Below are 25,724 nucleotides of genomic sequence, written 5' to 3' on the forward strand. Positions count from 1 at the left end.
CTTTCCTCATCTCGATTTCTTTTTTACCTTTAAAATACAATCACTCAAGCGCTCACGAGACGCTTTTTCCAATATGCAATTTGCCGAAGAACCTCTGAAGGCGCTGTTCCCCCAAAGCTTTTACGACTTTCAACAGATTTTTCAACGGTCAAAACATCAAAAAGTGTCGCATTGATATCAGGACAAATTGCTTGAAGTTCATCTAATGATAAATCATGAAGGCGACACTGTTTTTTTTCTGCCAATGCCACAGCACACCCTGTGATGTGATGTGCTTTGCGAAAAGGAATCCCTAAATTGCGTACAAGCCAATCCGCAAAATCTGTAGCTGTTGCATACCCTAAATCCGCTGCTTGTTTCATGGCTTTTTTATTCACTTTCAAATCAGCAATCATCCCTGTCATTGCTGCTAGTGATAATTCCAAACTCAAAGCCCCATCAAACACATATTCCTTATCTTCTTGCATATCCTTTGAATAAGCAAGCGGTAATCCTTTCATCACCGTTAACAATCCCATAAGTGCACCATTCAATCGACCTGCTTTCGCTCGTACTAACTCTGCCGCATCAGGATTTCTCTTTTGTGGCATAATGGAAGACCCTGTTGAAAAAGCATCTGATAAATGAATAAAACAAAACTGTGCACTTGACCAAAGGACAATTTCTTCCGCCAATCGCGAAAGATGTGTTGCACAAAGAGCACCAGCGCTTAAAAATTCCAATGCAAAGTCACGATCTGAAACACTATCAATTGAATTGCGTGTAGGTTCCCGAAAGCCTAGCGCTTTTGCTGTCATAAAACGGTCAATTGGAAAGCCTGTCCCCGCTAAAGCAGCCGCCCCTAAAGGCGATTCATTCATTCGCTCAACAGCATCACGCATCCGCGATAAATCTCGACCAAACATTTCAACATAAGCCATCATATAATGACCCAATGTTACGGGTTGAGCCAATTGTAAATGCGTAAAGCCTGGCATAAAGGTATCAACATGTTGTTCTGCGCGAATAAGTAATTGCTCTATCAATCCTTTTAAAGCTTGTGCTATTTTTTGCGTTGCTTCACGTACCCACAAGCGAAAATCAACAGCAACTTGATCATTGCGTGAACGCGCCGTATGCAAACGTCCTGCTACAGGACCAATCAACGCACTCAACCGCACTTCAATATTCATATGAATATCTTCAAGCTTTCGTGAAAAAACAAATTTACCGTCTTCAATTTCTTGGCGAATAAGTTTCAAACCATGAACAATTTTTTCATAATCTGATTGTGAAATGATTTTCGTTTGCGCTAACATAGCTGCATGAGAAAGAGAACCTTCAATATCTTGTCGATAAAGTTTTTGATCAAAATCAATAGAGGCATTAATTTCTTCCATAATTGCAGCAGGACCTGCCGCAAACCGACCACCCCACATTTGGTTCTTTAACTTCTCATCTGTCATATTCTGAAAACACCCATCCAAAGGACAAAATTATGATTTTTCAAATTTTCATCAGCGAAAAAAACAATAAAAAAAGGCAACTCTCCCTTGCATTCTTTATCATTGCACTGAGTTTATACGCAACCATAAACTACGATACCAAAAGAGAGTTTTTTCTTTTCAATTTCATTTCAGCAGCACAAGCACAAGAAATAAACATTAATAAAGCACGAGCAGAAAAAATGATGGCGATACGAAAAGCAGCAAAAGGCTTTTTTAGCCACATACGATTTGCTGATACGCTCTCAGATATGAATAAACTCTCTTTCAAGGATATTCAAGGAAAAGAGCGCACACTCAGCGAATTTACCGGAAAACCAATGCTGGTCAATCTATGGGCTATTTGGTGTGCACCTTGCCGCACAGAAATGCCTGAACTTGCGCAATTAAAACGTGAATTAGGTGGAGAAAACTTTGATGTCATAGCTATTAATATCGATAAAACTGCTTCTCCTGAAAAAATTCAGCAATTTTTACAGAATATTCATTCAGATAATTTGCTTTACTATCGCGATGAAACAATGGATATTTTCAACAATGTTAGAAAACAGGGGCTCGCTTTAGGACTCCCCATTACATTGCTCATTGATAAAGAAGGATATCTCATTGCTTCTTTCAATGGTGTAGCTCCATGGGCCAATGACGATGCCAAAGCACTTATAAAAGCAGTCATTAAAGAAGCCCTATAACTTTAATAACCGCGTTTTTTTAAACGTTGTATAACAAGATCCAGTGCTGACAAAAAAGCAGAACGGTCTTTACGAGAAAAAGGACGGGGACCACCTATTATACTGCCCTGTCCACGCAAATCTTCCATCAAATTGCGCATCGCCAAAGCCTGACCAATTGAATTTACATCAAAAATACGCCCCGTTGGCGAAAGACAAAAACCCCCAGCTTGCACAACCCGCGCTGCTAAAGGAATATCACTGGTAATAACGATACTTGCCTCACGCACATGTTCTACGATCCAATCATCAGCACCATTGAATTCACCAGCAACGACCACTCTTTCAATGAGTGCTTCATCTGGAAGGGACAAAGAACGATTTGCCACAACAAATGTCTTAAGCTGATAACGATTCATCACACGATAAACTTCATCTTTTACGGGACAAGCATCTGCATCAATCAACAAAGTGATAGCAGGCTTTATTGGGATACTCATACCTTGGCTTTCAAGTAATAATAAACTCTTTCATTCATCTGAATGTTGCAAATCCTTGCGATAAAACATTATCGCCGCGTTTATTTCTCCTCCCAAAATAAAAATTGCACTCAATATGTAGAGAAAAATAATAGCAACCATAATAGATGCCAACCCTGCATAGGTAGAAATATAATCAAACATCGTTAAATATTGCGCAAAAGCGATAGAAGCCATAAACCATATAAACATTGTCACCACTATTCCTGGTAAAATATCTATAAATTTCCGCCGCCCTGCTGGAAGCCATTTATGAACAATCAAAAGACTGATAAACAAAATAACGATTGCAACTGTATAACGCCATACACGAATAGCAGCAATATATTCAGTCATAAAAAAAGAATGATTTTGCATAATTTTGATCAACAAAGGCGCCAGAATCAATAAAAAGCTAATCACAACAAGACCAACAGCTCCAAGGATTACAAAAAACAGACTTTGAAAACGACAAAACAACAAACTCCGTCGATCAGTAACACGGTAAGCTTTATTTAAAGCCGTACGCAAAGCCTCTATCCCATTAGAAGCAAAATAAGCCGCTCCAATGACAGAAAGCGTCAACACACCTCCTCGATGAATGGTTAAAACATTGACAATTTCCTGAGATAAAGGCTCTGCGATAACATCAGGCAATAACTGCACCAGTGCTTTAATTTTTTGCGGTGTATAGGTAAAAGCACCTAGAAAACGAGCAAACGATGTTCCAAAAATAAAAAAAGGGAAAAATGCTAAAAGCCCCGATAGCGCAACATGGCTTGCAAAAGCACTCCCATTATCACGCCAATAATGACTTACTGCGTCACCCAAAATACGATAGCTATACCAAAAGATATTTTTTAACAAAACTCAATACTTTCTGGTAAAACTCTTCCTCAGTCTATTTCAAGTTTTATAAAAATCATCAAAGCTCTGCAAATAAACATTTTGCAATGTTGCAATATAACGGTCAATAATCAATACGGTCAAGCCCGACTTTATACCAAAACAAAAACAATAACCCACTCTATGAAGTTCTACAACGACCTCATTTTTTTGTTACTTCTACAGATCAGTAACCTCTTCTGTACATCATATGCCCTATAGAGAGCTAAGCAAGATGATCGTGCACACATAAAACCTTTTAAAGTCATGGTTATCTGTATCGGAGCAATCGTCACTCTTTTTTATTGCAATCTATGACTGAATAAAGAAAAAACTTCTTATCGATTTCTAGAAAAAACCAACGAAATTCAACAAAAACCCCTTGCTTTTATTCACCCTTTTTTAGAAACACTCTGACGTCCAAAATCAGGAGCATCAATTTCCTGTCCAGCATCAATAATATTGCGACGTACAGCACGCGTACGTGTAAAAAAGTTAAACAGTGTCTCACCATCTCCTAAATGAATTGCCCGTTCTAAAAAAGCAAGCCCCTCACTAAAACGGCTCAACATTTCTAAAATAGCATCCTTATTATGCAAACAAATATCTCGCCACATAACGGGATCAGAAGATGCTAAACGCGTAAAATCACGAAAACCGGAAGCGGAATAAGCAATTACTTCCGAATTTGTTACTTTTTCTAAATCACTCGCTGTCCCAACAGTATTATACGCAATCAAATGGGGTAAATGTGAAACAATAGCCAAAACAAGATCATGATGCTTAGGTTCCATCTTTTCGACACGCGCACCACAAGCTTCCCAAAACGCTGTTAATTGTGCGACAGCAGCAGCATCGCTATCCGCAAAAGGCGTTAAAATACACCAACGATTCATAAATAAATCAGCAAAACCAGCATCCGGTCCTGAATATTCCGTTCCAGCAATTGGATGCCCTGGAATAAAATGAACCGTTTTTGGCAATAAAGGTGCCATTTCCGCAATAACCAACGCTTTCGTAGAACCAACATCACTCACAATCGCTCCAAGTTTTAAATGATCACGAATGGTTTTTGCCACTTCTGCACTAGCCCCAACAGGAACAGAAAGAATAACCAAATCTGCTCCTTCAACAGCTTTTGCATTATCTGTCGTATAAAAGTCCCCAAGCTCCAATTCACGCGCTCTTTTCAGGGTTTCTGGACGACGTGTTGCAATAGAAATCTGAGCCGCAAGATTTTTCTTTTTAATCACTCTTGCTAAAGAAGACCCAATCAGACCGATCCCAATGAGTGCTATTTTTTCAAACTGAATATGGAGCATCTTTCACCTTCAAAGATTCTTTGCAAATGGCAATAAAGACAATTGTAAAATCACAATTTTCTTGTTTGTTTGTTCAAGAGTTATGCGTAAAACATTAAAAAATGACAACTAGGGAATAAAGAATAACGCAGTTTACCAATTATCACCTGCGCAAGCTGACAACAGATCACTTTACCTAGAAAACACATAAAAAATAAATGACGAGAAATCTAACATCACGCTCTAAAACTCCCTCTTAATTACTGATCAAAGCGCATCACCGAAACAAAATAAAATGCACTCTCAATTAGGATAACAACGACTCTACATAAAATCCCATCAGTTTACTTTATCTTACTAATTTTACTCACAAAAAAACACATCAAAAGCGTAAGCAGACACTAGCTCTTCTCCAATTATCCCGATACGTTCATTAATTTGTACATCAGACCTATATAAAAACGTATTACGCCTCCACCTACAACAACATAAGTTTCGCGAATATTGAAAACACCGTAAAACAACGCATACCAAAAGATACCATTAAAAACATTTTCCTCTCCAGATTCCGGATACCATAAATCAAATAAATATGAGAAAAACACGACCTCTCAATAAAGAAAAAGTTTGATAATAAAAACACCGAATATCCCTTTAATGGAATCACACCCCTCACGTAAAACAGAACGCCCTAAATAGAATAGATTTGGATTACAAATTCATGCGTTTGTTTTAAAAAGGCATCTCGCTCTCTAGCCTATCTCACGACAGTGTTCGTAAATGTTATAACTATAAATCTATTAAGCACGACCCTCTTCACACTTAATAAAACACTATCATTATATTTTCCTACCCCCAATGTTGCAAAAAACCTTGGAATTTGAGAGCATTCATAAGAGGCATTTTAGTGCTTTCTTGCACAGTTTTTATCCACACGCCCCCACTTATGACGCGCAAAAGACATTGTTCTGATTGATTCAATATGAAAAATAATAAATTATTAATAATAAACAATGGCTAGCTCTGTTTATGAGACACATTCATTGCTAAGATAATCATCTCTATATCAAACATAAAAGTTTCCCCATAGGTGTTGTCATTTTCATCATAATCTATTTTGACTTTCTCCTCACCCCACGAAGATTCTTAATTCATACCAATCTGCAAACAATTCATTTTCTTGTCTAAAAGATTCCTCTGGCTCACTATTTTATGTGATTCAATTAATCTATAATACATTGATTTATAAAAATAATACTTTTTTCAATTTGAATCATAACTTCGAATACTGTAAAATTCTTCCATCACAAACCCTCTTATCAATTAAAATCTCTTGTCTACACATCACAAGAAGACATGTGAGCAAAAATGATGAAAAACGCTTTCTAATGCTAAAAACTGTAGCAACATTAGAGGCTAGCAAAGTATATAATGAGTGTCGACTTGCACTTTTATTAAGCGTAAAGATAGAGTTGCTCTATGGGTTTTATATTCTTCACAAGGAACTTTACTTCTACACCATTCATAAACACCGCCGCAAAATAGTTATAACGCGCATTGAAAAATATTTCTAAGAAAGCGTATGAATCTACCATACAAGTGTCTTCTGTTGTTTGAGATACTCTTTTTTACACGGGGGTGTTACTCCATTAAGACTCTATGAACCAACCTAATATTCACCAAATACCCACACAAAAAAACATCGAACACATAAAATTTGATATGGGCCTCGTATCACTACCCTAAAAAACAGTATTTTACGACACAACAAAATAATAAAACTGTTTCAAAATGGCCTTTTGAAAATAAACTATTTCTTTTGAAGAAAAATTTCTATCAAGCTTTCAAGCTCCTAAAATGCATCCTCAAAAATACAAGTTCCCTCAACCTCTACTTGATAGCATAACAGTTTTAATTACTGAAAATACCTCTGTGGTATACCAAAAATAAAAAATCATTATATTTCTAGGCTGTTAAGCTGCCATCTGGCGTCGTGCAATAATTGTAAGCCCTAACAAAACTTGACGAATGATAGCTTCGCCCAAAAGTGGATTTTTACGACTGTCTAAAACAGCACTCTGAATTCTTTCCATTGCATAAGAAATTTGTTCTAACTTCCAATATTTTAAAGCTTGTTCAACGATCTTTTTCCGTTGAAAAAAAATGGGAGGACGTGCCTGAGAAACCACCGTAAAAGGTGAATTTCCTTCAACCTCTACCTGATAACGCAATAGCTGTAATTGCTGAAAATGCCTTTGAGCTGTACTCAAAATTAAAAAAAGTGCCCCCTGCACTGCTGCATGTCGGTTAAAATGCGCTTCAAAGCCTGATATATCGCCCAATAAAAGAGCATCAATGACTTCATCTTGAGAAAGAGCACTGACATCGCTTACAACAGCTTTCACATCTTCAAGAGTAATACGAACATTTGCAGCGTAAAGACAAAGCTTTTCTAATTCACCTCGTGATACAAGGCGATCCGCCCCTAAACATTCATGCAACCATCTACGTGCATCTAAAGAAAGAGTCTTCTTAAACTGTCCTAAAACCTCATCAATCAAACCGTCAAGAGAACGCATATCATCGGCAAAACAGGGCAAAGCCATCGCTTTTGATGCTGTTTCAACAGCATTGCGCAACCCTGTTCCTTTTTTTAAATCCCCTGCCTCAATGAGAATAAAACAAGCTTCTGGTGGTTTCTCAATTAAAAGCTTTAAGGCAGCAAGAAAACCTTTTTGGTTAGCAGCATTAGAGATCCATATCAAACGATCTCCCCCAAAAAGCGATAACGTACGCGCTTCATTTTCTAAACGTGCAGGATCTTTATCAATTTCAGCAGCATCCAAACGAATTGTCGAAAATGGATCTTCTATTGCTACCCGTGTAAGTTTTGCAAAACATTGTGCACGCTCACAAATAAGACCACGATCTGGCCCATAAATGAGAACAATAGGAAAAGCACGTGAAAAGCGCATTAGAAACTGATCAACTTCATGTGCTTTTTTCTGAGCCACACTATTAATCCATTAACAGTTCATCATCATCAAGAACTTCCCCGCGAACTTTCTGAAACATGCCAATTAAATCATTTACATCCAAGCCCTTACGCTCTTCATGACAGACATCCAAAATCACTTTTCCACCATGCAACATCAAGGTACGATCGCCATAATCAAGAGCCTGACGCATAGAATGAGTCACCATGATAGTCGTTAATTTTTTCTCTTCAACGATTTTTTCAGTCAACCGCATCACAAAATCAGCCATTCCAGGATCAAGCGCTGAGGTATGTTCATCAAGCAATAAAACATCCGCATGTGCTAATGTTGCCATCACAAGACAAACTGCTTGGCGTTGCCCACCTGACAAACTATCCATAGGATTATGAATATATGCTTCAAGACCAATGCCTAATTGAGCAATTTTCTCTCGAAAAAATTGCCGTTTCTCATGATTTAAAGCCGCACGCAAACCACGACGACTTCCTCGAAGAGCAGCAAGAGCCAAATTTTCTTCAATTGTTAAAGAACCACAACTTCCCTCTAAAGAATCTTGAAAAACACAAGCAATCTTTCCAGCGCGTTCACTGACTGATTGCCTAGAAACATTTTGTCCATTGATAACCACTTTCCCCGTTGAGGGAAGCGTTGCACCCGCTAAAACACTGAGCAAAGTTGATTTACCAGCACCATTTGAACCAATAACCGTAACAAAACTACCCTGATCAATTTTCAGGTTAATATCAATTAAAGCCTGTTTTTCCAAAGGTGTTTGCGGTTTAAATGTGACCCCAACATGAAAAAATTCAATCACGTTTATGCCTCCTCCAATAGCGTGGCACAATAAGGGTTAAAACAACCAACAACGAAGTAATCAACTGAAGATCTGTCGACGTATCAATACCAATGCCATTTGCTTCAAATGCAAATTGCACCGCCACACGATAAAGTACAGACCCTACAATACAGCTGATTATAATCCAAAAAATATTGCGCGTACGAAAGAGAGTTTCACCAATAATCACGGCTGCCAATCCAAAAACAATTGTTCCAATTCCACCGGTAATATCTGTTGCAATCGCAGTTTGAATATAAAGAGAACCACCAAGTGCCACACACGCATTGGAAAGCCCCATTCCAAAATATATCAATGCTGATGTATGAACACCTTGCGCCGTCGCCATGCGTGGATTAGCGCCCATTGCACGCATAGCAAGACCAATTTCACTTTCCAAAAAGCGCCAAATCAAAAACGCCATAACGAGCAACACAATACCAACGAAAAGAGGACGCACAAAAATATCAGACAAACCAAACAGATTATAAAAGGGCGTTAACGCCGTATCAGCAAGAGCTAAATTAACATTAGACCCTCCCATAATTCCCATAATACGAAGATTAACCGTATAAAGTGCCGACATTGTTAAAATAGAAGCTAAAAGATTCAAAATACCAAAATGCAAACTCAACAGAGCGGTTAATAAACCAGCTACCATGCCTGCACAAAAAGCACATGCCATAGCTGTCCATGCATTAAAACCTAAAAGAATCAAGACGCCACAGACACAAGACCCAAGAAGAAATGAGCCATCAACTGTTAAATCAGGAAAGTCCAAAACGCGAAAAGAGAGATAAACCCCTATAGCCACAAACGCATAAATAAGACCTAATTCTACAGCGCCAGAAAACGCAAATATATTCATGTAAAGACAATCCCCATGAAAACTTAACGTATTTTATTGTATCAACATCCTATCAATGAAAGTCATTGAATCACTTTTGTTGCACGATCAATAACTGCCTGCGGAATAACAATCCCCGCTTTTTTTGCTGCTTTCATATCAATTCGAATGTCATTATTAGCCGCCTGCACAACATCAATATCACCAGGCTTTTCACCCTTTAGAATACGCACAACCAGCTTCCCAGCATCAACCCCTACATCATAGAAATTCACACCTTGCGTCATAAAGGGACCGCGTCCAATAGAATTAGCATCAACAGTAAATACAGGAACATTTGCTTCCTGTGAGACCTTTACTGCCCCCTCTAAAACAGAAAGAACCGTATTATCAGCGGGAATAAAAATGATATCTACCTTACCTATTAAAGCCCGTGTTGCCGCCTGAACATCTGAAGGTTTTGGTGCTGATGAAGGAATGATTTCAATTCCAACTTTTTTTGCCGCATCTTTTAACACCTTAAGTGTTGAAACAGAATTTGCTTCAGAAGCATTATAGAGATAACCAATTTTTTTCAAATCTGGTTTTACTTCTTGTAAAAGTTTAACACTTTCTGCAACATCTATACGATCAGAACTCCCCGTCATATTACCGCCAGGTTTGGTAAGCGAAGAAACGATTTTAGCTCCGATAGGATCAGAAATCGCCGCAAAAACGATAGGAATTGTTTTTGTTGCCGCAAGCATCGTTTGTGCTGAAGGCGTGGTAATTGCTACAATAACATCGGGTTTATCACCAACAAATTTACGTGCAATTTGCGTTGCTGTTGAAATATTACCCTGCGCTGATAAAAAGGTAAGTTGAAAATTTTCACCTTGCTTATAACCATTTTCTGCAAGAACATCTTCCACACCTTTACGAACGGCATCCGCAGCAGGATGGACCATAATTTGCGTTATTGCAACTTTAACGCGTTTAACTTGGTCATCTGCCTTTGCAACACTGTTCATCATAAAAACAGTTGCAATGATAATCCCTAATATATTTATTCTCTTCAACATTATATTCCACCCCTCTCCATGCAAAAATTAAAAAAAGAATAATCTATTACTGAAGAATTTTCTAAAATCAATCTTTATTTCATTTTATTTAAACATGGACAAAATAAATCAAACTAAAATGATATTTTTTTGTTGCAATTCGTAGAAGCCTACGCCATACAGACAAGACATATATCGAATCGGTAAGCGGGTGTAGCTCAGGGGTAGAGCACAACCTTGCCAAGGTTGGGGTCGTGGGTTCGAATCCCATCGCCCGCTCCATTGAATTTTGTATTTATTCGTTCTTGTGTGGAGTTATAGCTTGTCATCGGTTGTTGTAGCTTTATGTAGCTTGCCAGCAGGTTTTGTATATTTTTCCACTCGATCTTGTATCAATTTATTTTTTTTTCAAAGTTTTTCTAAGATTCGTAATTTCTTATGAAGCATCTATTGGATTGGGGGCTTAGATCTAAGATAATAATTTTTAACTTAGACGGATTTTTACAGCCCCCGTATAAAAGATTAATTAGAAATGATGAGCAATGACAAGAAAAACAAATGTTAAACAAATCAAAAATTGACTTATCATTAGAGAATAATTTTTGTTCAAAAGTACGTTTTTTACCAAAATTGTGCCCTAAAATGAAGGTTGTTGATTTTTCAAATGGCGTGTCTTCTATTAATTCAACATTCGCTTCAGATACATTCAATATTATCTCTTCTAAAAATTTACAAGAAACTATACCTGTAGAGCAGGCAAAATCTATAATCGCTTCCTTTAATGCGCAGAAACTACCTTTAGTTTAGTGGGTTGGACCTCATTCATCTCATTATAAAGTTGATGAAGTTCTCTTATCTATTGGCTTAGAGCATGTTGAAACAGAGGTAGGAATGGCAGCTTTAGCGCAAGATATAGACTCACATGTTACTTCTATGCCAGATAGCTTCAAAATCAAGGAAGTTGAATCACTTCAAGATTTTAGAGATTATGGAAATGTCATGGCATCAGTCTTCGAGCCTTTTAATGAAGAAGCAGTTATATTTTATGAAACAATAGGCCGTTGTTATAAAAAAGACTCTGATGTAGAGATGTTCGTTGGTTATATAAATAACAATCCTATAGCAATATGTTTTTGTATTAAAGCGGATGGGATTGGTGGATTGTATGATATTGTCACCAAGCCAGATTTTCAGAAAAAAGGTATTGGGACATTCATGACAAAAATTGCTATTGAGCATTTAAAAAGAAAGAGATGTCATGTTATTGGTATGCAAGCCTCTCACGAGGGAATTAGCGTTTATAAAAAATTGGGCTTTACAAACTTCTGAATTCTTTTTTGCTCATCAATTAAAAGAATTTATTATTTTCAGCAGAACTCAAATATGATCAAGCAATCGATATAACCAAGGAAGCTTGGCCAATCCCCTTTAATACTGATAGTGAAAAGCTAAAATCAGTTTTACAAACATAATTGTTTCAAATGACTCACTCAAATTTTCTTATTTTTTACTTTGTCTTAAAAAAGATATCTATCACAAATCTAAGTTGAACAAATGTAATTTTTTATATGATCGATAATCTACTGTCTGTTACTGATATTTATGAAGAGCTCGAAAGCAAACATTTAAAACGACAGTTGCATCATAATTTGTTAGATGGTTAGTCTGTTAGTTAATTAATAGAAAAAATTTTCGCTTTATAAAATAACCAAAGGAGCTTAAAAAATCTTTCAAAGATCATTTAAAGGTCCTCTATGTGTATTGTTTCTTTTTCTATGTCACAGTTGATGATGAAAAATCCCTCACGCTAATTGTAATTATTTCAAACGAAATAAACTGTTTTCACCTATTATTTAGAGTAAATTAAGTTTTTGGGATTTCTGGCACATCATTTGATAATCCTCTTTCTTGAACAAATTCTTATCCAGAATAATCTTCAACACAAAAATAAATTAATAACTTGATTTATAAAGATAATTTATCATTATTCATATTGAGCAAGCGTCTCAAATATCATAGGATTATCTCATTTCAAATCTCTATACATTAAAATCACTCACAATCATCTGCTCACGCATAACAGGAAAAATTGAGGCATCAATAAAATTCACTTGAAGAAAGGAATAAAAACTCTTCTTCTGAACGCTCTGAAATACCAAAGATTATCGCAACATTGGGAGCTAAAATAGTATAGGGAGGTACCCCTTTCACCTTGAAAACGTAAAAATGGGAAGCATAATAGCTTTATACACTTCATAGAGGCTTTAGACCATTCACGAACGTTATTATAAAATGGATGTGACATACTTTGAGAGAAATCTCTTTAAAATAGACATGTGAATTAACAATATTAAGTGCATTCTATTTTACATGAGGAACATAACTTCAAATCAAGATAAGGTAACATAAAGTATTGAAACCGTCATAGTGCACAATAAAATCAGACCATTTTAAATGTTTAATGGTAACATCAGCTAAACAACAGAATAAAAATTCAATTTTGAAAAGATTAAACCATACGCTACAAGTCTATTGAAACTCCGATTGTGCAATCGACTACCTTCTCGCTAAAACTGAATCACTATAAATATAAAAACCTTAAAATCCGCTCTAAATTCGTAAAAGTTTCTAGATCTTGCTGTATTAAATGTTGAAACTCCTCATGGCTACTCATCTGAAACGCCAATAATTCTATAAAGCAGTTCCATAAAAAAGGATAATGACGTTGTAATATCCGAAAAAAATTTACCACATCACCTGAAAGATCATTAATAATTCCATCAGGAAGTATCAATTTCTATTTAGAAAACCCTATCCATGCCGACAAAAACTATGTAAATGTTAGATATATAATAATTTTGATGACGATTTTGGCTCACCCTGTTTTGCCACCAATATAAGAAACAGCGAATATAGCGGGATCCGCCAGCTTTAATATCGCCTTGTAAAAGGTCTTTCCCTCTACTCTTTTTGCTATCAAATCCTGATTTTACAATTCCTTGCTCTCTTTTTTATACTCAAAATTGCCTCTGAAACAGGATAGATTAATCGTAAAAAATATATAAAAGAAGCAAATTATAACATTTTTTCTTATCCTTCTTAATACAAAATAACTGTTAAGCTACAATGCGCTAACACTTATCAGTCATAAGTCCAAAACATCATATAATGACGAAACAAATTCATAGAGTGAAGATTTTTCACAATCAATCGTTGTATTAATCTTTCCATAATGCATAAAAATGATGAAGCGGCCCTCGCCCTTTCCCTACTTTTAAAGCATCTGAAGCAGTTAAAGCGCCATGCAAATAATCTTTTGCTTGTTTAACAGCGCAATCCAAAGGTTGAGTAGGTAACAGAGCTGCAATGGCAGCAGAAATGGTACACCCTGTCCCATGATCATGAGTGGTTGAAAGACGAGAAGCTTCAAGTATAAAAAGGTTTTCACAATCACAATAAAGATCTGGACTAGAACAATCGTAATTTTCTGTGCTATTTTTGGTAAGCGTATTCAAATGTCCCCCTTTTAACAAAACTGCATGACACCCTAGCGCCAAGAGTCGTGGAGCATATTGATACATAGTCTCTAAAGACCATTGCACTTCACACCCCAATAACAGTGCAGCTTCAGGCAAATTTGGCGTGATCAAAGTTGACATCGGCACAAGAACATCACGCATAATTTCAATTGCATCAGACTTTAAAAGAACATCACCACTTTTTGCAACCATAACCGGATCAAAAACAATGAAACGCACTTTATGATAAGCAAGACGTTCTGCAATAACCTGTGCAATCTGAGCATTTGCAACCATACCAATTTTAACGGCATCAACATGGATATCCTCAAAAACAGAATCAATTTGATCTGCAACAAAAGAAGCATCTAATGCCTGAAAAGAACGCACACCCTGAGTATTTTGTGCAACAACAGCTGTAACCACACTCATACCATAAGTTTTCATAGCTGAAAAAACCTTCAAATCCGCCTGCATTCCAGCGCCACCAGAAGGATCTGTTCCCGCAATAGATAAAATCCGTGGAATAAAAAGTTTATCTTTTTGTAATTCCATTAACCTCTTTCCTTCTGTTTTTAAATATCGGAAAATGAGTTACCGAAAAAATAGATGCTTGAGAAAACATAAAGAAGATGTTTTCTCATGTGAATTATATTATATATGAAGTCTTCTTATAGATATAAAATGGAAAATGTAGTGCTTATCCTTCGTTCTATTCTTTTTACGTTCGCTTTTTATACAACAACTTTCATACAAATGATTCTTTACGCTCCCGTTTATTTTTTAATGCCCCGCAAAAAGGCATGGATTGTCCCTAAAACATGGGCACGCGTTACACTCTTTTTGCAAAAATACATCGCAGGCACAAGTTATGAGATTGAAGGTTTAGAAAATCTTCCCAAAGGCCCCTATATCATTGCTCCAAAGCATCAATCAGCTTGGGAAACTTTCAGTCTTGTTCCTTATTTTGATGATCCCACTCTCATTTTAAAACGTGAATTGATGTGGATTCCATTGTTTGGCTGGTATATGGCAAAAACGCAAATTATCCCCATTAACCGCACAACACCCATCAAAGCTTTAAAAATGATTATACAAAAAGCAAAAGAGAAAGTAAAACAAGGGCGCCAAATCTTGATTTTTCCCGAAGGAACACGCCGACAACCCGGTCAAGAACCAGATTATAAGTCAGGAATTGTCGCGCTCTATAATGAATTAGGACTTCAAGTTGTCCCTATTGCACACAATGCGGGTTTATATTGGCCACGCAATAATTTTCGCCGCTATCCCGGAACAATTCGTGTCCGTATTCTTCCCCCGATAGAAGCGGGTTTAAGCAAACGTGATTTTCTAGATCAACTTGTCCAAAAAACTGAAAAAGCGTGTGATGAACTGCTTCTCTTAGCAGCTCAAGATCCTACCCCTCCTCCTATGCCACCATACGCTGTTCAGAAACTTCAAAAACTAAATCATCATGAAACAATGCACTAATTGATAAGAATAATGCATAACTTTGTATATTGAGCGGAGTATAGGGAACAAAAATATAAGAAAGATACTTCAAACTTTCTAATTCAAAATTATAAAACACATGTACATGATAAGAAATAATCAATGTGTAAATTTTTTTGAAAAAGAATTCTTCCTCTCTTTAAAATCATTTAAATAACATACATCTCATTGACTTATAAGGATGTTTTAGCGTTATTCAACTTGAATGAGAACCCTGAATACCGTAAGATTCTCTCATTTCAAATCTATTCTAGGTTGAATCAATTAGAATCATTTTCTTACACATTACAAGCGGGGATATCTGTGTGAATAAAACGATACAAGAAAAGATTAAAATGCTTTTTACGAACCGTCTCAAGTGCCAAGGGCTATCCTAACAGGAGAGCAAGAAAAATGCATGATTATGCAGATTCATTCCTTTCTGAGAAATTCAATCCCTCCAAGAACATGAAATCTTGTACAATCTTCATTATTTAAAAAGTATTTCTTGAGATACTTAAGTCATCAAACCAAATTCAAGGGGAAAATAAAAATGAGTGTTGGTTTTTATCCCACAGACACAACGGATACAGCAATTAACCATCTTTCCTCCCTATCCTAGACTTAAAAGCTTTGTGTGCTACATTAAAACAATTCTAAATAACGAATAAGAGGGAACTAGATTTAAATTAATGCAACGTCTCTTCTATAATTTATTTTTTTCTGTGATTTTGAGTTTATCCAGCGCTGTTGCTTTAGCGCAGCCTTTTATTTCTGTTGATGTTACAACGAGGCGTATCTTAAAACATAATCAAGCTTTTGAGCGTTGGTATCCTGCTTCCTTGACAAAATTAATGACCGCTTATGTTATTTTTCGTGCCATGAGCCGAGGAGAAGTTTCACCAAACAAACATATCACCATCAGCGAATACGCCGCAAAAGCTCCCTCATATCGTTCAGGCTATAAAGCTGGTTCTGTACTCACACTTGATACAGCCTTAAGTATCACCATGGTTAAATCTACCAATGATTTAGCCATTGCCATGAGTGAAGCTGTTGCGGGTTCACAGAAAGATTTTGTACATAAAATGAATAGCGAAGCTAAACGTTTAGGCATGTTTGGCACCCATTTTGCGAACGCAAGTGGTTTACCAGATCCTCAAAACTATTCCACGGCACGCGATATTGCTCTTTTAGCCGTTCAAATACGTAGAGAATTTCCACAATATGCTCATTATTTTTCTATTCCAGCCATTGATTTTGGTAATAATCGAAAAATCCAACATAACTCAAACAACCTCATTGGCCGTTTTTATGGGATAGACGGTATGAAAACAGGCTTTATTTGTGCCTCTGGTTTTAATCTTGTTGCCTCAGCCACCCGCAATAAACGTACAATTATTGCTGTCATTCTAGGTGCTAACAACATAAGTGAAAGAGAAGAAAAAGCTGCACAACTTCTTGAAATAGGATTTTTGCACCAAGGAAACCCCCAATTAACACTAGCAACATTAAAACCTTATGGGAGCAACATAACAAAAGCCAACAATATGAGACAACAAACATGCACACCTGAAGCCATAAAAATGCATGCAAAATCATATGATGATCAAGGAAATATTATTCTCACCTCACCTTTTATCACTGCTCCACCTTCTTTTTCTCATCCTTTATCAGTACACCTCATTCGTACGCCACAAACACCTAAAATGACAGTAAAACCACTAAGAAAACCCTATATTCCGTATAAAAGGCACGCAAACCATTCTATAAAAAGCCATAAATCATAATCTACAATTAATTATAATACTTTGATTTATAATGATAATTAATTATTTTGTACCTTATGTCAAAACCACAAGTATTGTAAGATTCTCTCATTTCAAATCTGTATTTGTTGAATCAATAAAACCAGTCTCTTGCGCGCCACAAGGTGGATGAACATGTAGATAAAATAATTAAAACAAGGAATAAAAATCCTTCCTATAAGTCCTTTCAAGAACCAAGAATTATCATAACATTGACGCTAAAAAGTGTATAATATACCCACGTGCACCTACCTTTATAAGCGTAAAGATAGAGGTACAATGGATCTCATGAGGGATTAACCATTACATCCCTCACGGACATCATTATAAATTGGTTAGACATACTGAGATATATTTTTTAAAAACAAAACTATGATTGATGATTAACATGAAAATAAAGCGCATCCCTCTCACGCTTATTACGGGTTTTTTAGGCTCTGGCAAAACAACTTTGCTCAACCGTATGCTACAAGACCCTCTTCTAACAGAATGTGCTGTTATCATCAATGAATTCGGCGAAATCAGTATTGACCACCTTCTGGTTGAAAAAACAACAGAAGGAATTATTGAGCTTGCCAATGGTTGCTTATGCTGCAATTTACGCAGTGATCTCATCGACACATTAATTGATTTAATAAATCGCGTTCAGACAGGACAGATCAAACAACTCCATCATATTATCATTGAAACCACAGGGATGGCTGATCCCGCCCCTATTTTACAAATACTTTTAAGCCACCCATTGTTTATTCAAACATTGTCCATAAATGCTGTTCTTGCAACATTTGATACATTAAGCCCACTTTCCATATGTGAGCGCTATCCTGAAATATATAAACAATTAATATTTGCTGATAAAATCATTCTCACCAAAACAGATCTTAGAGACCCACAAACGCTTTCAGATGCACTCCTTAGCACACTTAAAACAATGAATCCTACAGCACAAATCATTGACGCCCATTCTAAAGATTTCTGTTCAAATCTATTAATAAATAACACATTATGGGATGAAAAAGTAGAAAATACAAAACTTAAACAAAATCTTACGACTACCCCACATGATCATAGCCCCCATAAAACCATTCGTACCTTTTCACTAAACTGTGAGGGTCCTGTTGATTACGCCACAATTGAGGCTTTTTTAGATCTCCTACAAGAGCGTTATGGTACAAAATTATTACGTATTAAAGCAATTATCGCATTACGTGATGACCCTTATCGCCCACTTGTATTACATGGCGTACAAACATTTTTTCATCCTCCCATAAGATTGCCAGCATGGCCAAAAGGAATAAAACAAACACGTTTCGTCATCATTGCCGATGGTGTTGAAAAAGACGCAATACAAAAGCTCCTCAATGCTTTTTTTAATAAACCAGCAATAGATACTGCAGACAAAACAGCTCTCTTAGAAAATCCCCTGGTCATTCCAGGAATAAAATTTTAATTTTTTCTCCCCTTCAATGATATAACATTAAATTCATTAGCACCACCATCTTTATGCTTTTAAAGGAGCAAACCGGCACCATTACACACTTTGCTAATTCCCAATGTTGAAACAGCTCTTGGTACTTGAGACGGTTTGTAAAAAGCATTTTAGTCTTTCTTGCACAGTTTCACCCACGCGGCTATCCCCGCTTGTAACGTGCAAGCAAATGGTTTTAATTTATTCAACATGGAACGGCTTTGAAATGAGAGAAGCTTACGGTATTCAGGGTTCTAATTTGACTTAAAAACTAAATTATCATTATAAATCAAATTGTTATGATACAAAATTTAATACCCATCAATCTGCAAATAGATTGTTTTCTTTCTAAATGCGCTTCATCTGCAAACCATTTCATGTGATTCATTTCACAGACCGATTGGCCAAATTCTTGGTTCTAAAATATTCTGCTCAACTCTATATTTATTCAAGCTAATTGAAATCAAAATCCCTGTTAAGAAAAAAACCAAAATTAGACAGAGGCAATATCGCATTTTAAAATATGTGAATGTATCTTATATAACAGCACGACAAGACAATATTTCACAGCATAAAAGAATAAAACTCTTTGAAAGAAATAAAAAGAGAGGTACATTTTATATTAACTTACTCTTCACTAAAAACGAAGATTGATACCAGTAACGATGTGCAAACAATCCAACTTCTTTGAGAAAATTCCTCTTGGCTTCCCACTTCATATGATTTACTTACATAAAGCTCTATGAAAAAACTCTGCACTTTAAAATATTGACCACTCACTTAAACATCTTATGTGCAAAGTTTTTGCATATCCTGTATCACCATTATTAAGTGATAGTGTTTACGGTGCAGTAGGATACAATACCACTCACTGCATTAGAGAAACTGAATTTTTATCAATATCGCGATTAAAAACGTAACGTTTTCCATAAACCTCAACAGTTGGAGGTTGACGATTTTTTTCAAAAAAATCATAACCTTTCTTAAGCATAACCCAGAATTGATAATGAGGATTCTTGCTATGACGTGACATATTAACCTCGGTCATGCGGAAAGGAAAAGCCTGCAACTGAAACTCTCTTTGTCCTCCTTTAAAAGCATCCCGTGCAAACGCATAAATCTGAGCCATGTTCTTATCACTCATAGAATAACAACCTGCGGAAAAGCAAGAACCATGCACCATAAGATTGCTTCCTGTGCGACCATTTTCCTGATCATAAAGGTTAGGAAATCCTATATTAAAAGAGAGATAATATTTTGAATAAGGATTCATTTGGTTTGCGCTAATAGTATAAAAACCCTCTGGTGTCTGAAGATCCCCTTCTTTATATTTAGGTCCAAGCTTACCAGACCATTTGCAAATGCCATAGCGAGCAACCAAGATAAAAGGTCCTGAACGAGATTGCTTCCAAACTTCAGCAAGATTTTCTTCCTTAAAAAACCGCATCATAATCGGTGCATAGGGATCTATATCATACAGAACCATTCTATTTTTGATTTCTTGCGGCAACGGCTGCTCAACTTTAGCGCGAATAGAGGCTGGTAATCTTCCTTCACATGCTGTCAATAGTCCCATTACAAACAACACACACACAGCGAGGAATCTGCTAAATGTCATCGAATAAAACTCCAATCCAACACCCCTCACAAAAAATAACCTATGTTAGAGATCGACCAATTTGAAGGTATTTTTCCCTTCGCTCTTGTTTAAGCACTTGACCATCTTTTCCAGCCATAGCTTTTAAAGCCTCTGAAATAACATCACCCGTTGCATCAATGACAATCTCTTTGCCACGATGCGCTCCCCCTAAAGGTTCCGAAATAATGCCATCAATAATCTTTAAGCGATACAAATCTTGAGCGGTAATACGCATATTCATTGCAGCATCTTTTGCACGAGCTGGATCACGCCATAAGATAGAAGCTGCTCCTTCTGGTGAAATAACAGAGTAAATTGCGTGCTCCAACATATAAACTTTGTTGGCAGCCGCGATTGCTATCGCCCCTCCAGAACCGCCTTCTCCAATAACAACGGAAACTACAGGAACTTTCAAACGCAAAGTTGTAGCTGTTGATTGAGCAATTGCTTCCGCTTGCCCACGTTCTTCAGCGCTTACCCCAGGATAAGCACCTGCTGTATCAATAAAAGTGAGGAGTGGCAAACCAAAGCGGTCAGCCATTTCCATAATACGTACAGCTTTACGATAGCCTTCTGGACGTGCAGAACCAAAATTATAGCGCAAACGTGTTTGCGTATCGTGACCTTTCTCTTGACCGATATAAGCAACGGCCTCACCTTTAAAGCGTGCAAACCCCGCTTGAATAGCCTCATCTTCAGCAAACTTGCGATCTCCGGCCAAAGGCGTAACGTCACTCAATAGGCGTTTAGAATAGTCCATAAAATGGGGACGATCCGGATGACGAGCGACTTGTGTTTTTTGCCACGGCGATAATTTTTTATAAATATCGCGCAACGCTGTTTGGGAACGCGTTTCAAGACGAGCAATCTCGTCACTCATATCAAGACTGCCTTTTTCCTGAGAAATTTTTTTTAATTCAAGAATTTTCCCATCAAGATCAGCAACTGGTTTTTCAAAATCAAGATAATTATACATTTGTATCAACTCATTCAGTGTCACTTATACACTTATAATTTGCTTTATAAAGTCTTTTTCAAAAACATCACCTTTTCTTTAACGAGCCTTTTGCTCATCGGCAAGTGGATGATGCTCATTGACTAAACGATAAAGTCCCTCTTCCAACACATGGGTATAAATCTGAGTGGTAGCAATATCAGAATGACCTAACAAATGTTGAACGGCACGCAAATCAGCACCATTTTGCAAAAGATGACTAGCAAAAGCATGACGCAACACATGGGGAGAAAAGCTATCACTTCCTATCCCTGCTCTTCTAGCGAGATTTTTCAACTCTCGTGCAACGACTTGACGAGCAATATATCCTGTCTCGGAATGCGCAGGAAAAAGATAAGAACTCGTAGCATCCTTTCCCTGATCACGCAAGTTTAACCACTGTGAAAGAACTTGGCATGCTTTTTTTGATAACAGCACCATTCGTTCTTTTTTGCCCTTACCACGAACCAAAACGCTGTATTCCTTCCTTCGAACAGACTGAACCGGCAGACTCACCAACTCACTAATACGTAACCCTGTTGCATAAAGCATTTCAATCAATAGCTGAAGACGCAGTGCACGGAAATAACCTTTGGACCCATAGTCTGCTTGATTGACTTCTAACTCCGCAAAATCAAGCAATTTTATCACTGCATCTTCACTCATGATTCTGGGCAAAGGACGCCTCTGACGAGGTGCATCAATATCATGAGAGGGATCATCTGCTCTCAACCCTTCAGCATAAAGGAATTGATAAAACTGACGCAAAGTTGATAAACGGCGCGCTTGCGACGATGCCGCAAAACCAAAAGTATGCATAAGCGACAAAAGGGTAATTAAATCTTCTTTTTGTGCTGAAAAAAGCGAAACAGAGTGTGAAGACAATTCGTCTTGTGCCCACTGCAAATCATGCTGATAAGCCGCAAGCGTATGAGACGAAGCCCCTCTCTCCGCACTCATCATCTCAAGAAAATGATCTATCACAGCACCACTTTTCATTTCATTGATTCGCTTCCGTAGAAAAATTCCATGAATCCAAGGGAACATCAATGTACATATCCACAGTTACTGGTTCAACCCAAACCACAAGAGCACCCATTATAATGAAAAGAACAGAAAGCAAAATGAAAAGAATCATCAAAAATCTAGTCAATGTTGGCATAAGACAATAACCTACCCAAAAATATTCTATCTCGTATTATGCCTCACAAAGATTAACAGGAATTGACTTTAAGATGGATAAATGCCGAAATAAAGTTATGAAAAGCAATCGACCAAAACGCGTCCCCATAACACAAATAAAGAATCAGCTCTTATCGTCCCTTGATAAAAGAGCACTTGTCCTTGTTGGTCTTATGGGGGCAGGCAAATCAGTGATCGGAAGACGCGTCGCCACCATGCTCCGTTTACCTTTTTATGATTCTGACCAAGAAATTGAAAAAGCTGCACAAATGACAATTACGGAACTCTTTGAAATTTATGGTGAATCCGAATTTCGTGCTCTTGAACAGCGTGTTATTCTAAACCTCATGAAAAAAAATCCCCTTGTTTTAGCAACAGGTGGTGGTGCCTATATAAATGAAAATATCCGAAAAGCCATTCACAAAAATGGTATATCCATATGGCTAAAAGTCGATCTTGATATCCTCATGCAACGTGTCTCAAAGCACCCGACACGTCCCTTGCTTCAAACAGCCAATCCTAAAGAAACCATGCAAAAACTCATGGAACAGCGTTATCCTATCTATGCAAAGGCAAACTTAACAATTAACAGTCATAAAGAAAGCCGTCATACCGTAGCACGAAATGTTATACGATCCGTACAGCACTACCTATACACAGAAATTAACAATAGGGATAACCAGCATGCAAACCAAAACCGTTACTGTTAAACTGGACAAACACTGTTACGATATCATCATTGGTCCGGGTCTGATTACACAAGCTACTTCACAAATTAAACATGCTCTTAATAAAAAAGATCCTCATCAAACGCGCTTGGCACTTGTTACAGATACAAATGTTGCTTCCCTTCATTTGGAGATATTGCAAGAAGAATTAACAAAAAATAAAATTCATACTGTCCCTATTATTGTAGAAGCGGGAGAACAATCAAAATCATTTTCAACCCTGCAAGTTGTCATCGATCAAATTCTTGCTGCGCGTTTAGAAAGAGGCGACTGTGTTATTGCTTTTGGCGGTGGTGTCATTGGCGATCTAGCAGGATTTGCGGCAAGTATAATCCGCCGTGGTATGAACTTCATTCAAATGCCCACAACGCTTCTTGCACAAATTGATTCCTCTGTTGGTGGAAAAACTGGAATCAATAGCCAATATGGCAAAAATCTTATTGGTGCTTTTTATCAACCACAATGCGTTATTGCTGACACGTGTCTTCTTGATACCCTGCCGCCGCGCGAATTTCGCGCTGGCTACGCAGAAATAGTAAAATACGGTCTCATTAACCAACCTGACTTTTTTGAGTGGCTTGAAAAAAATGGGCAGAAAATTTTCTCTAATGGCCCTATACGAACAGAGGCCATTGTTCGCTCATGCCAATTTAAAGCTGACATTGTAGCACGCGATGAGTACGAAACGGGAGAGCGCGCACTCTTAAATCTTGGCCATACATTTGGACACATGCTTGAAACAGCAACCGCTTATGACTCCAACCGTTTAATCCATGGCGAAAGCGTAGCAATTGGGATGATTCTAGCTCATCAATTCTCTGCTCAATTAAATTTAATAAGCCCCACGCTTACACAACGCATTGAAGCGCACTTCAAATTTATAGGATTGCCTACACAATTAAAGGATATCCCAGGGTGTCTACCAGATGCTGAAACTTTAATGACTCTCATTGCCCAAGATAAAAAAGTTTCGCAAAACAATTTGACTTTCATCTTAACACGCGGACTTGGCCAATCATTTATTGCAAAAAATGTTTCACCAGATGCAGTTTTATCCTTTTTGGAACAAAAATTAACAGAAATTCGTTAATTCATATTGAATATAATTGATTCGTTTTTATACTTCTATTAAAGATTAAATATGATGATGTCTGCGTAGCTCAGTAGGATAGAGCACAGGATTCCTAAAGAAATTGGGCACTTTGAGGAGAAATCCTCAAAGTGAATCTGCTCAAATTCGGGGAAAGCTTCATGGGCGACTATATGCCAATCCCGAGCCAAGTCTCTTTTCAAATGAGAGAAAGGTGTAGAGACTGAACGGGCAGCACCTAAAGAGCAAAAGCTTCAAGGTGAAGAGACAGTCCAGACCACAAACAGCCGATAAGGCTGGCGGTGAAAATCGAAGTGGTATGAATCCTGGGGTCGCAGGTTCGAATCCTGCCGTAGACACCATCGTATCAGTCAAATTATTCTTTGTGCACAATATTAGAAATATAGGGAAGCATCATGAAAAAAACTTTGCACATTTTAGGATTTTTCACCGCTTTAAGTTTATCACTCTTCAGCTCAAACAATAGCTTAGCTGGTTCTTTAATCATTGAAGTACCAGACAATCCAGAGCCCAAAACAGAGACCATTACCTATCAGTGTGATACTGAAACAGGTAAAGAGCGCGTAGAGGCAGTTTATCTTAATGCTGACAATATTTCGTTGGTTGATTTCAAATGGAACGGTGATCGTGTCATTGCTGCTAATGTCATCGCGGCAACAGGAGCAAAATTTGCAGGAGCTCAGTACATCTGGTGGGAGAAGAACAAAGAAGTCACGCTTTATGACCTTGCTCAGGATCCAGAAGAAAAAAAACCTATCCTATGTAAAGATGAGTCAACATTATTATTTTAAATAACACGGGAAATATTATGAAAAAAATTTCTTTTACTAAACAATTTTTCATTACTTTAAGTGTGTTCCTCCTCGGTTCAATTAATGCATTAGCAAGTTCTTTAGTCATTGAAGTACCAAATGATCCAGAACCAACAACAGAGACCGTCTCCTATCAATGCGACATGGGAACAAGCAAAGAGCATGTTGAGGCAACTTATCATAATGCTGGCAATATTGCGCTTGTTGATTTAAAATGGAACGGTAAGCGCATCGTTGGTTCTAATGTAATTGCCGCTTCTGGAGGAAAATATGTGGGTGGTCAATACATTTGGTGGATAACTAAAAATGAAGCCATATTTTACGATCTTATTAATGATCCAAAAGAAGAAAAGCCCATCCTCTGTGTAGAAGAAAAAAGCACAGAATAAAGAAGGT

22 protein-coding genes and 1 tRNA gene are annotated in these 25,724 nt (G+C 37.3%); 11 read left to right on the plus strand and 12 right to left on the minus strand.

What is annotated here, in order from left to right:
* Positions 1-44: 44 nt before the first annotated feature.
* Positions 45-1,445, minus strand: a complete 1,401-nt coding sequence (argH, locus tag ACFIME_RS07715) for an argininosuccinate lyase (protein WP_375684756.1) — start codon at positions 1,443-1,445, stop codon at positions 45-47.
* A gap of 32 nt (positions 1,446-1,477) precedes the next feature.
* On the opposite strand from argH, the gene ACFIME_RS07720 reads away from it, so the two are divergent.
* On the plus strand, positions 1,478-2,173 hold the full coding sequence (locus ACFIME_RS07720) for a TlpA disulfide reductase family protein (protein WP_375642810.1): 696 nt from the start codon (positions 1,478-1,480) through the stop codon (positions 2,171-2,173).
* Between the two features lie 2 nt (positions 2,174-2,175).
* Here the strand turns inward: ACFIME_RS07720 and ACFIME_RS07725 are convergent, their stop codons facing one another.
* The 7 genes from ACFIME_RS07725 to ACFIME_RS07755 form a co-directional block, all read right to left on the minus strand.
* Positions 2,176-2,652, minus strand: a complete 477-nt coding sequence (locus ACFIME_RS07725; RefSeq protein ID WP_375684757.1) for a YaiI/YqxD family protein — start codon at positions 2,650-2,652, stop codon at positions 2,176-2,178.
* A 30-nt stretch (positions 2,653-2,682) separates the two neighbouring features.
* Positions 2,683-3,537, minus strand: a complete 855-nt coding sequence (locus tag ACFIME_RS07730; RefSeq protein ID WP_375642808.1) for a YihY/virulence factor BrkB family protein — start codon at positions 3,535-3,537, stop codon at positions 2,683-2,685.
* A gap of 410 nt (positions 3,538-3,947) precedes the next feature.
* Positions 3,948-4,877 (minus strand): prephenate/arogenate dehydrogenase family protein, encoded by a 930-nt coding sequence (locus ACFIME_RS07735; RefSeq protein ID WP_375618338.1) that lies wholly within the window; start codon positions 4,875-4,877, stop codon positions 3,948-3,950.
* Between the two features lie 1,952 nt (positions 4,878-6,829).
* On the minus strand, positions 6,830-7,870 hold the full coding sequence (holA, locus tag ACFIME_RS07740) for a DNA polymerase III subunit delta (RefSeq protein ID WP_375633607.1): 1,041 nt from the start codon (positions 7,868-7,870) through the stop codon (positions 6,830-6,832).
* 4 nt (positions 7,871-7,874) lie between these two features.
* Positions 7,875-8,669, minus strand: coding sequence for an ABC transporter ATP-binding protein (locus tag ACFIME_RS07745; RefSeq protein ID WP_375618340.1), 795 nt, complete (start codon positions 8,667-8,669; stop codon positions 7,875-7,877).
* A complete protein-coding gene (locus tag ACFIME_RS07750) occupies positions 8,662-9,558 on the minus strand; it encodes an ABC transporter permease (RefSeq protein WP_375634319.1) in 897 nt (298 codons plus the stop codon). The genes ACFIME_RS07745 and ACFIME_RS07750 overlap by 8 nt, the downstream gene beginning before the upstream one ends.
* Positions 9,559-9,620: 62 nt before the next feature.
* Positions 9,621-10,598 carry an ABC transporter substrate-binding protein gene (locus tag ACFIME_RS07755; protein WP_375654838.1) on the minus strand — a complete coding sequence of 326 codons (978 nt, stop codon included), beginning with the start codon at positions 10,596-10,598 and terminating at the stop codon, positions 9,621-9,623.
* Positions 10,599-10,784: 186 nt separating this feature from the next.
* Here ACFIME_RS07755 and ACFIME_RS07760 point away from each other — a divergent pair.
* The 3 genes from ACFIME_RS07760 (at position 10,785) to ACFIME_RS07770 (ending at position 11,906) form a co-directional block, all read left to right on the plus strand.
* Positions 10,785-10,859, plus strand: a tRNA-Gly gene (locus ACFIME_RS07760).
* A 276-nt stretch (positions 10,860-11,135) separates the two neighbouring features.
* Entirely contained in the window at positions 11,136-11,384 is a 249-nt protein-coding gene (locus ACFIME_RS07765) for a hypothetical protein (protein ID WP_375684758.1), read from the plus strand.
* Positions 11,385-11,468: 84 nt separating this feature from the next.
* Positions 11,469-11,906 (plus strand): GNAT family N-acetyltransferase, encoded by a 438-nt coding sequence (locus tag ACFIME_RS07770; RefSeq protein ID WP_375684759.1) that lies wholly within the window; start codon positions 11,469-11,471, stop codon positions 11,904-11,906.
* A gap of 1,889 nt (positions 11,907-13,795) precedes the next feature.
* Here the strand turns inward: ACFIME_RS07770 and thiD are convergent.
* Positions 13,796-14,650 (minus strand): bifunctional hydroxymethylpyrimidine kinase/phosphomethylpyrimidine kinase, encoded by an 855-nt coding sequence (gene thiD / locus ACFIME_RS07775; RefSeq protein WP_375633612.1) that lies wholly within the window; start codon positions 14,648-14,650, stop codon positions 13,796-13,798.
* Between the two features lie 129 nt (positions 14,651-14,779).
* On the opposite strand from thiD, the gene ACFIME_RS07780 reads away from it, so the two are divergent.
* The 3 genes from ACFIME_RS07780 to ACFIME_RS07790 all read left to right on the plus strand — a co-directional run bounded on the left by ACFIME_RS07780 (position 14,780) and on the right by ACFIME_RS07790 (position 18,844).
* Positions 14,780-15,586, plus strand: a complete 807-nt coding sequence (locus ACFIME_RS07780) for a 1-acyl-sn-glycerol-3-phosphate acyltransferase (protein ID WP_273790137.1) — start codon at positions 14,780-14,782, stop codon at positions 15,584-15,586.
* Between the two features lie 692 nt (positions 15,587-16,278).
* On the plus strand, positions 16,279-17,376 hold the full coding sequence (locus ACFIME_RS07785) for a D-alanyl-D-alanine carboxypeptidase family protein (RefSeq protein ID WP_375642807.1): 1,098 nt from the start codon (positions 16,279-16,281) through the stop codon (positions 17,374-17,376).
* Between the two features lie 406 nt (positions 17,377-17,782).
* Positions 17,783-18,844 (plus strand): CobW family GTP-binding protein, encoded by a 1,062-nt coding sequence (locus ACFIME_RS07790; protein WP_375633924.1) that lies wholly within the window; start codon positions 17,783-17,785, stop codon positions 18,842-18,844.
* A gap of 886 nt (positions 18,845-19,730) precedes the next feature.
* On the opposite strand, the gene ACFIME_RS07795 is transcribed toward ACFIME_RS07790, so the two are convergent.
* The 3 genes from ACFIME_RS07795 to ACFIME_RS07805 all read right to left on the minus strand — a co-directional run bounded on the left by ACFIME_RS07795 (position 19,731) and on the right by ACFIME_RS07805 (position 22,494).
* Positions 19,731-20,480, minus strand: coding sequence for a L,D-transpeptidase family protein (locus tag ACFIME_RS07795; protein ID WP_375662029.1), 750 nt, complete (start codon positions 20,478-20,480; stop codon positions 19,731-19,733).
* 40 nt (positions 20,481-20,520) lie between these two features.
* Positions 20,521-21,477: an acetyl-CoA carboxylase carboxyltransferase subunit alpha gene (locus ACFIME_RS07800; RefSeq protein WP_375611312.1), complete on the minus strand. Its 957-nt coding sequence runs from the start codon at positions 21,475-21,477 to the stop codon at positions 20,521-20,523.
* Positions 21,478-21,555: 78 nt separating this feature from the next.
* The gene (locus ACFIME_RS07805; RefSeq protein ID WP_375617420.1) at positions 21,556-22,494 is read right to left on the minus strand and encodes a site-specific tyrosine recombinase XerD; all 939 of its coding nucleotides are present in this window, start codon (positions 22,492-22,494) and stop codon (positions 21,556-21,558) included.
* Positions 22,495-22,754: 260 nt separating this feature from the next.
* Here ACFIME_RS07805 and ACFIME_RS07810 point away from each other — a divergent pair, with 260 nt between their 5' ends.
* From ACFIME_RS07810 to ACFIME_RS07825, 4 genes are all read left to right on the plus strand, one after another.
* Positions 22,755-23,387, plus strand: coding sequence for a shikimate kinase (locus tag ACFIME_RS07810; protein ID WP_375662050.1), 633 nt, complete (start codon positions 22,755-22,757; stop codon positions 23,385-23,387).
* Positions 23,362-24,495: a 3-dehydroquinate synthase gene (gene aroB, locus ACFIME_RS07815; RefSeq protein WP_375684760.1), complete on the plus strand. Its 1,134-nt coding sequence runs from the start codon at positions 23,362-23,364 to the stop codon at positions 24,493-24,495. The genes ACFIME_RS07810 and aroB overlap by 26 nt, the downstream gene beginning before the upstream one ends.
* 416 nt (positions 24,496-24,911) lie before the next feature.
* Positions 24,912-25,307 (plus strand): MliC family protein, encoded by a 396-nt coding sequence (locus tag ACFIME_RS07820; protein WP_375617422.1) that lies wholly within the window; start codon positions 24,912-24,914, stop codon positions 25,305-25,307.
* 17 nt (positions 25,308-25,324) lie between these two features.
* Positions 25,325-25,717, plus strand: a complete 393-nt coding sequence (locus tag ACFIME_RS07825; RefSeq protein ID WP_375662027.1) for an MliC family protein — start codon at positions 25,325-25,327, stop codon at positions 25,715-25,717.
* Positions 25,718-25,724 lie beyond the last annotated feature (7 nt).

It is taken from the genome of Bartonella sp. AP1QHHD (assembly GCF_042196265.1).
Classification (GTDB): Bacteria; Pseudomonadota; Alphaproteobacteria; order Rhizobiales; family Rhizobiaceae; genus Bartonella.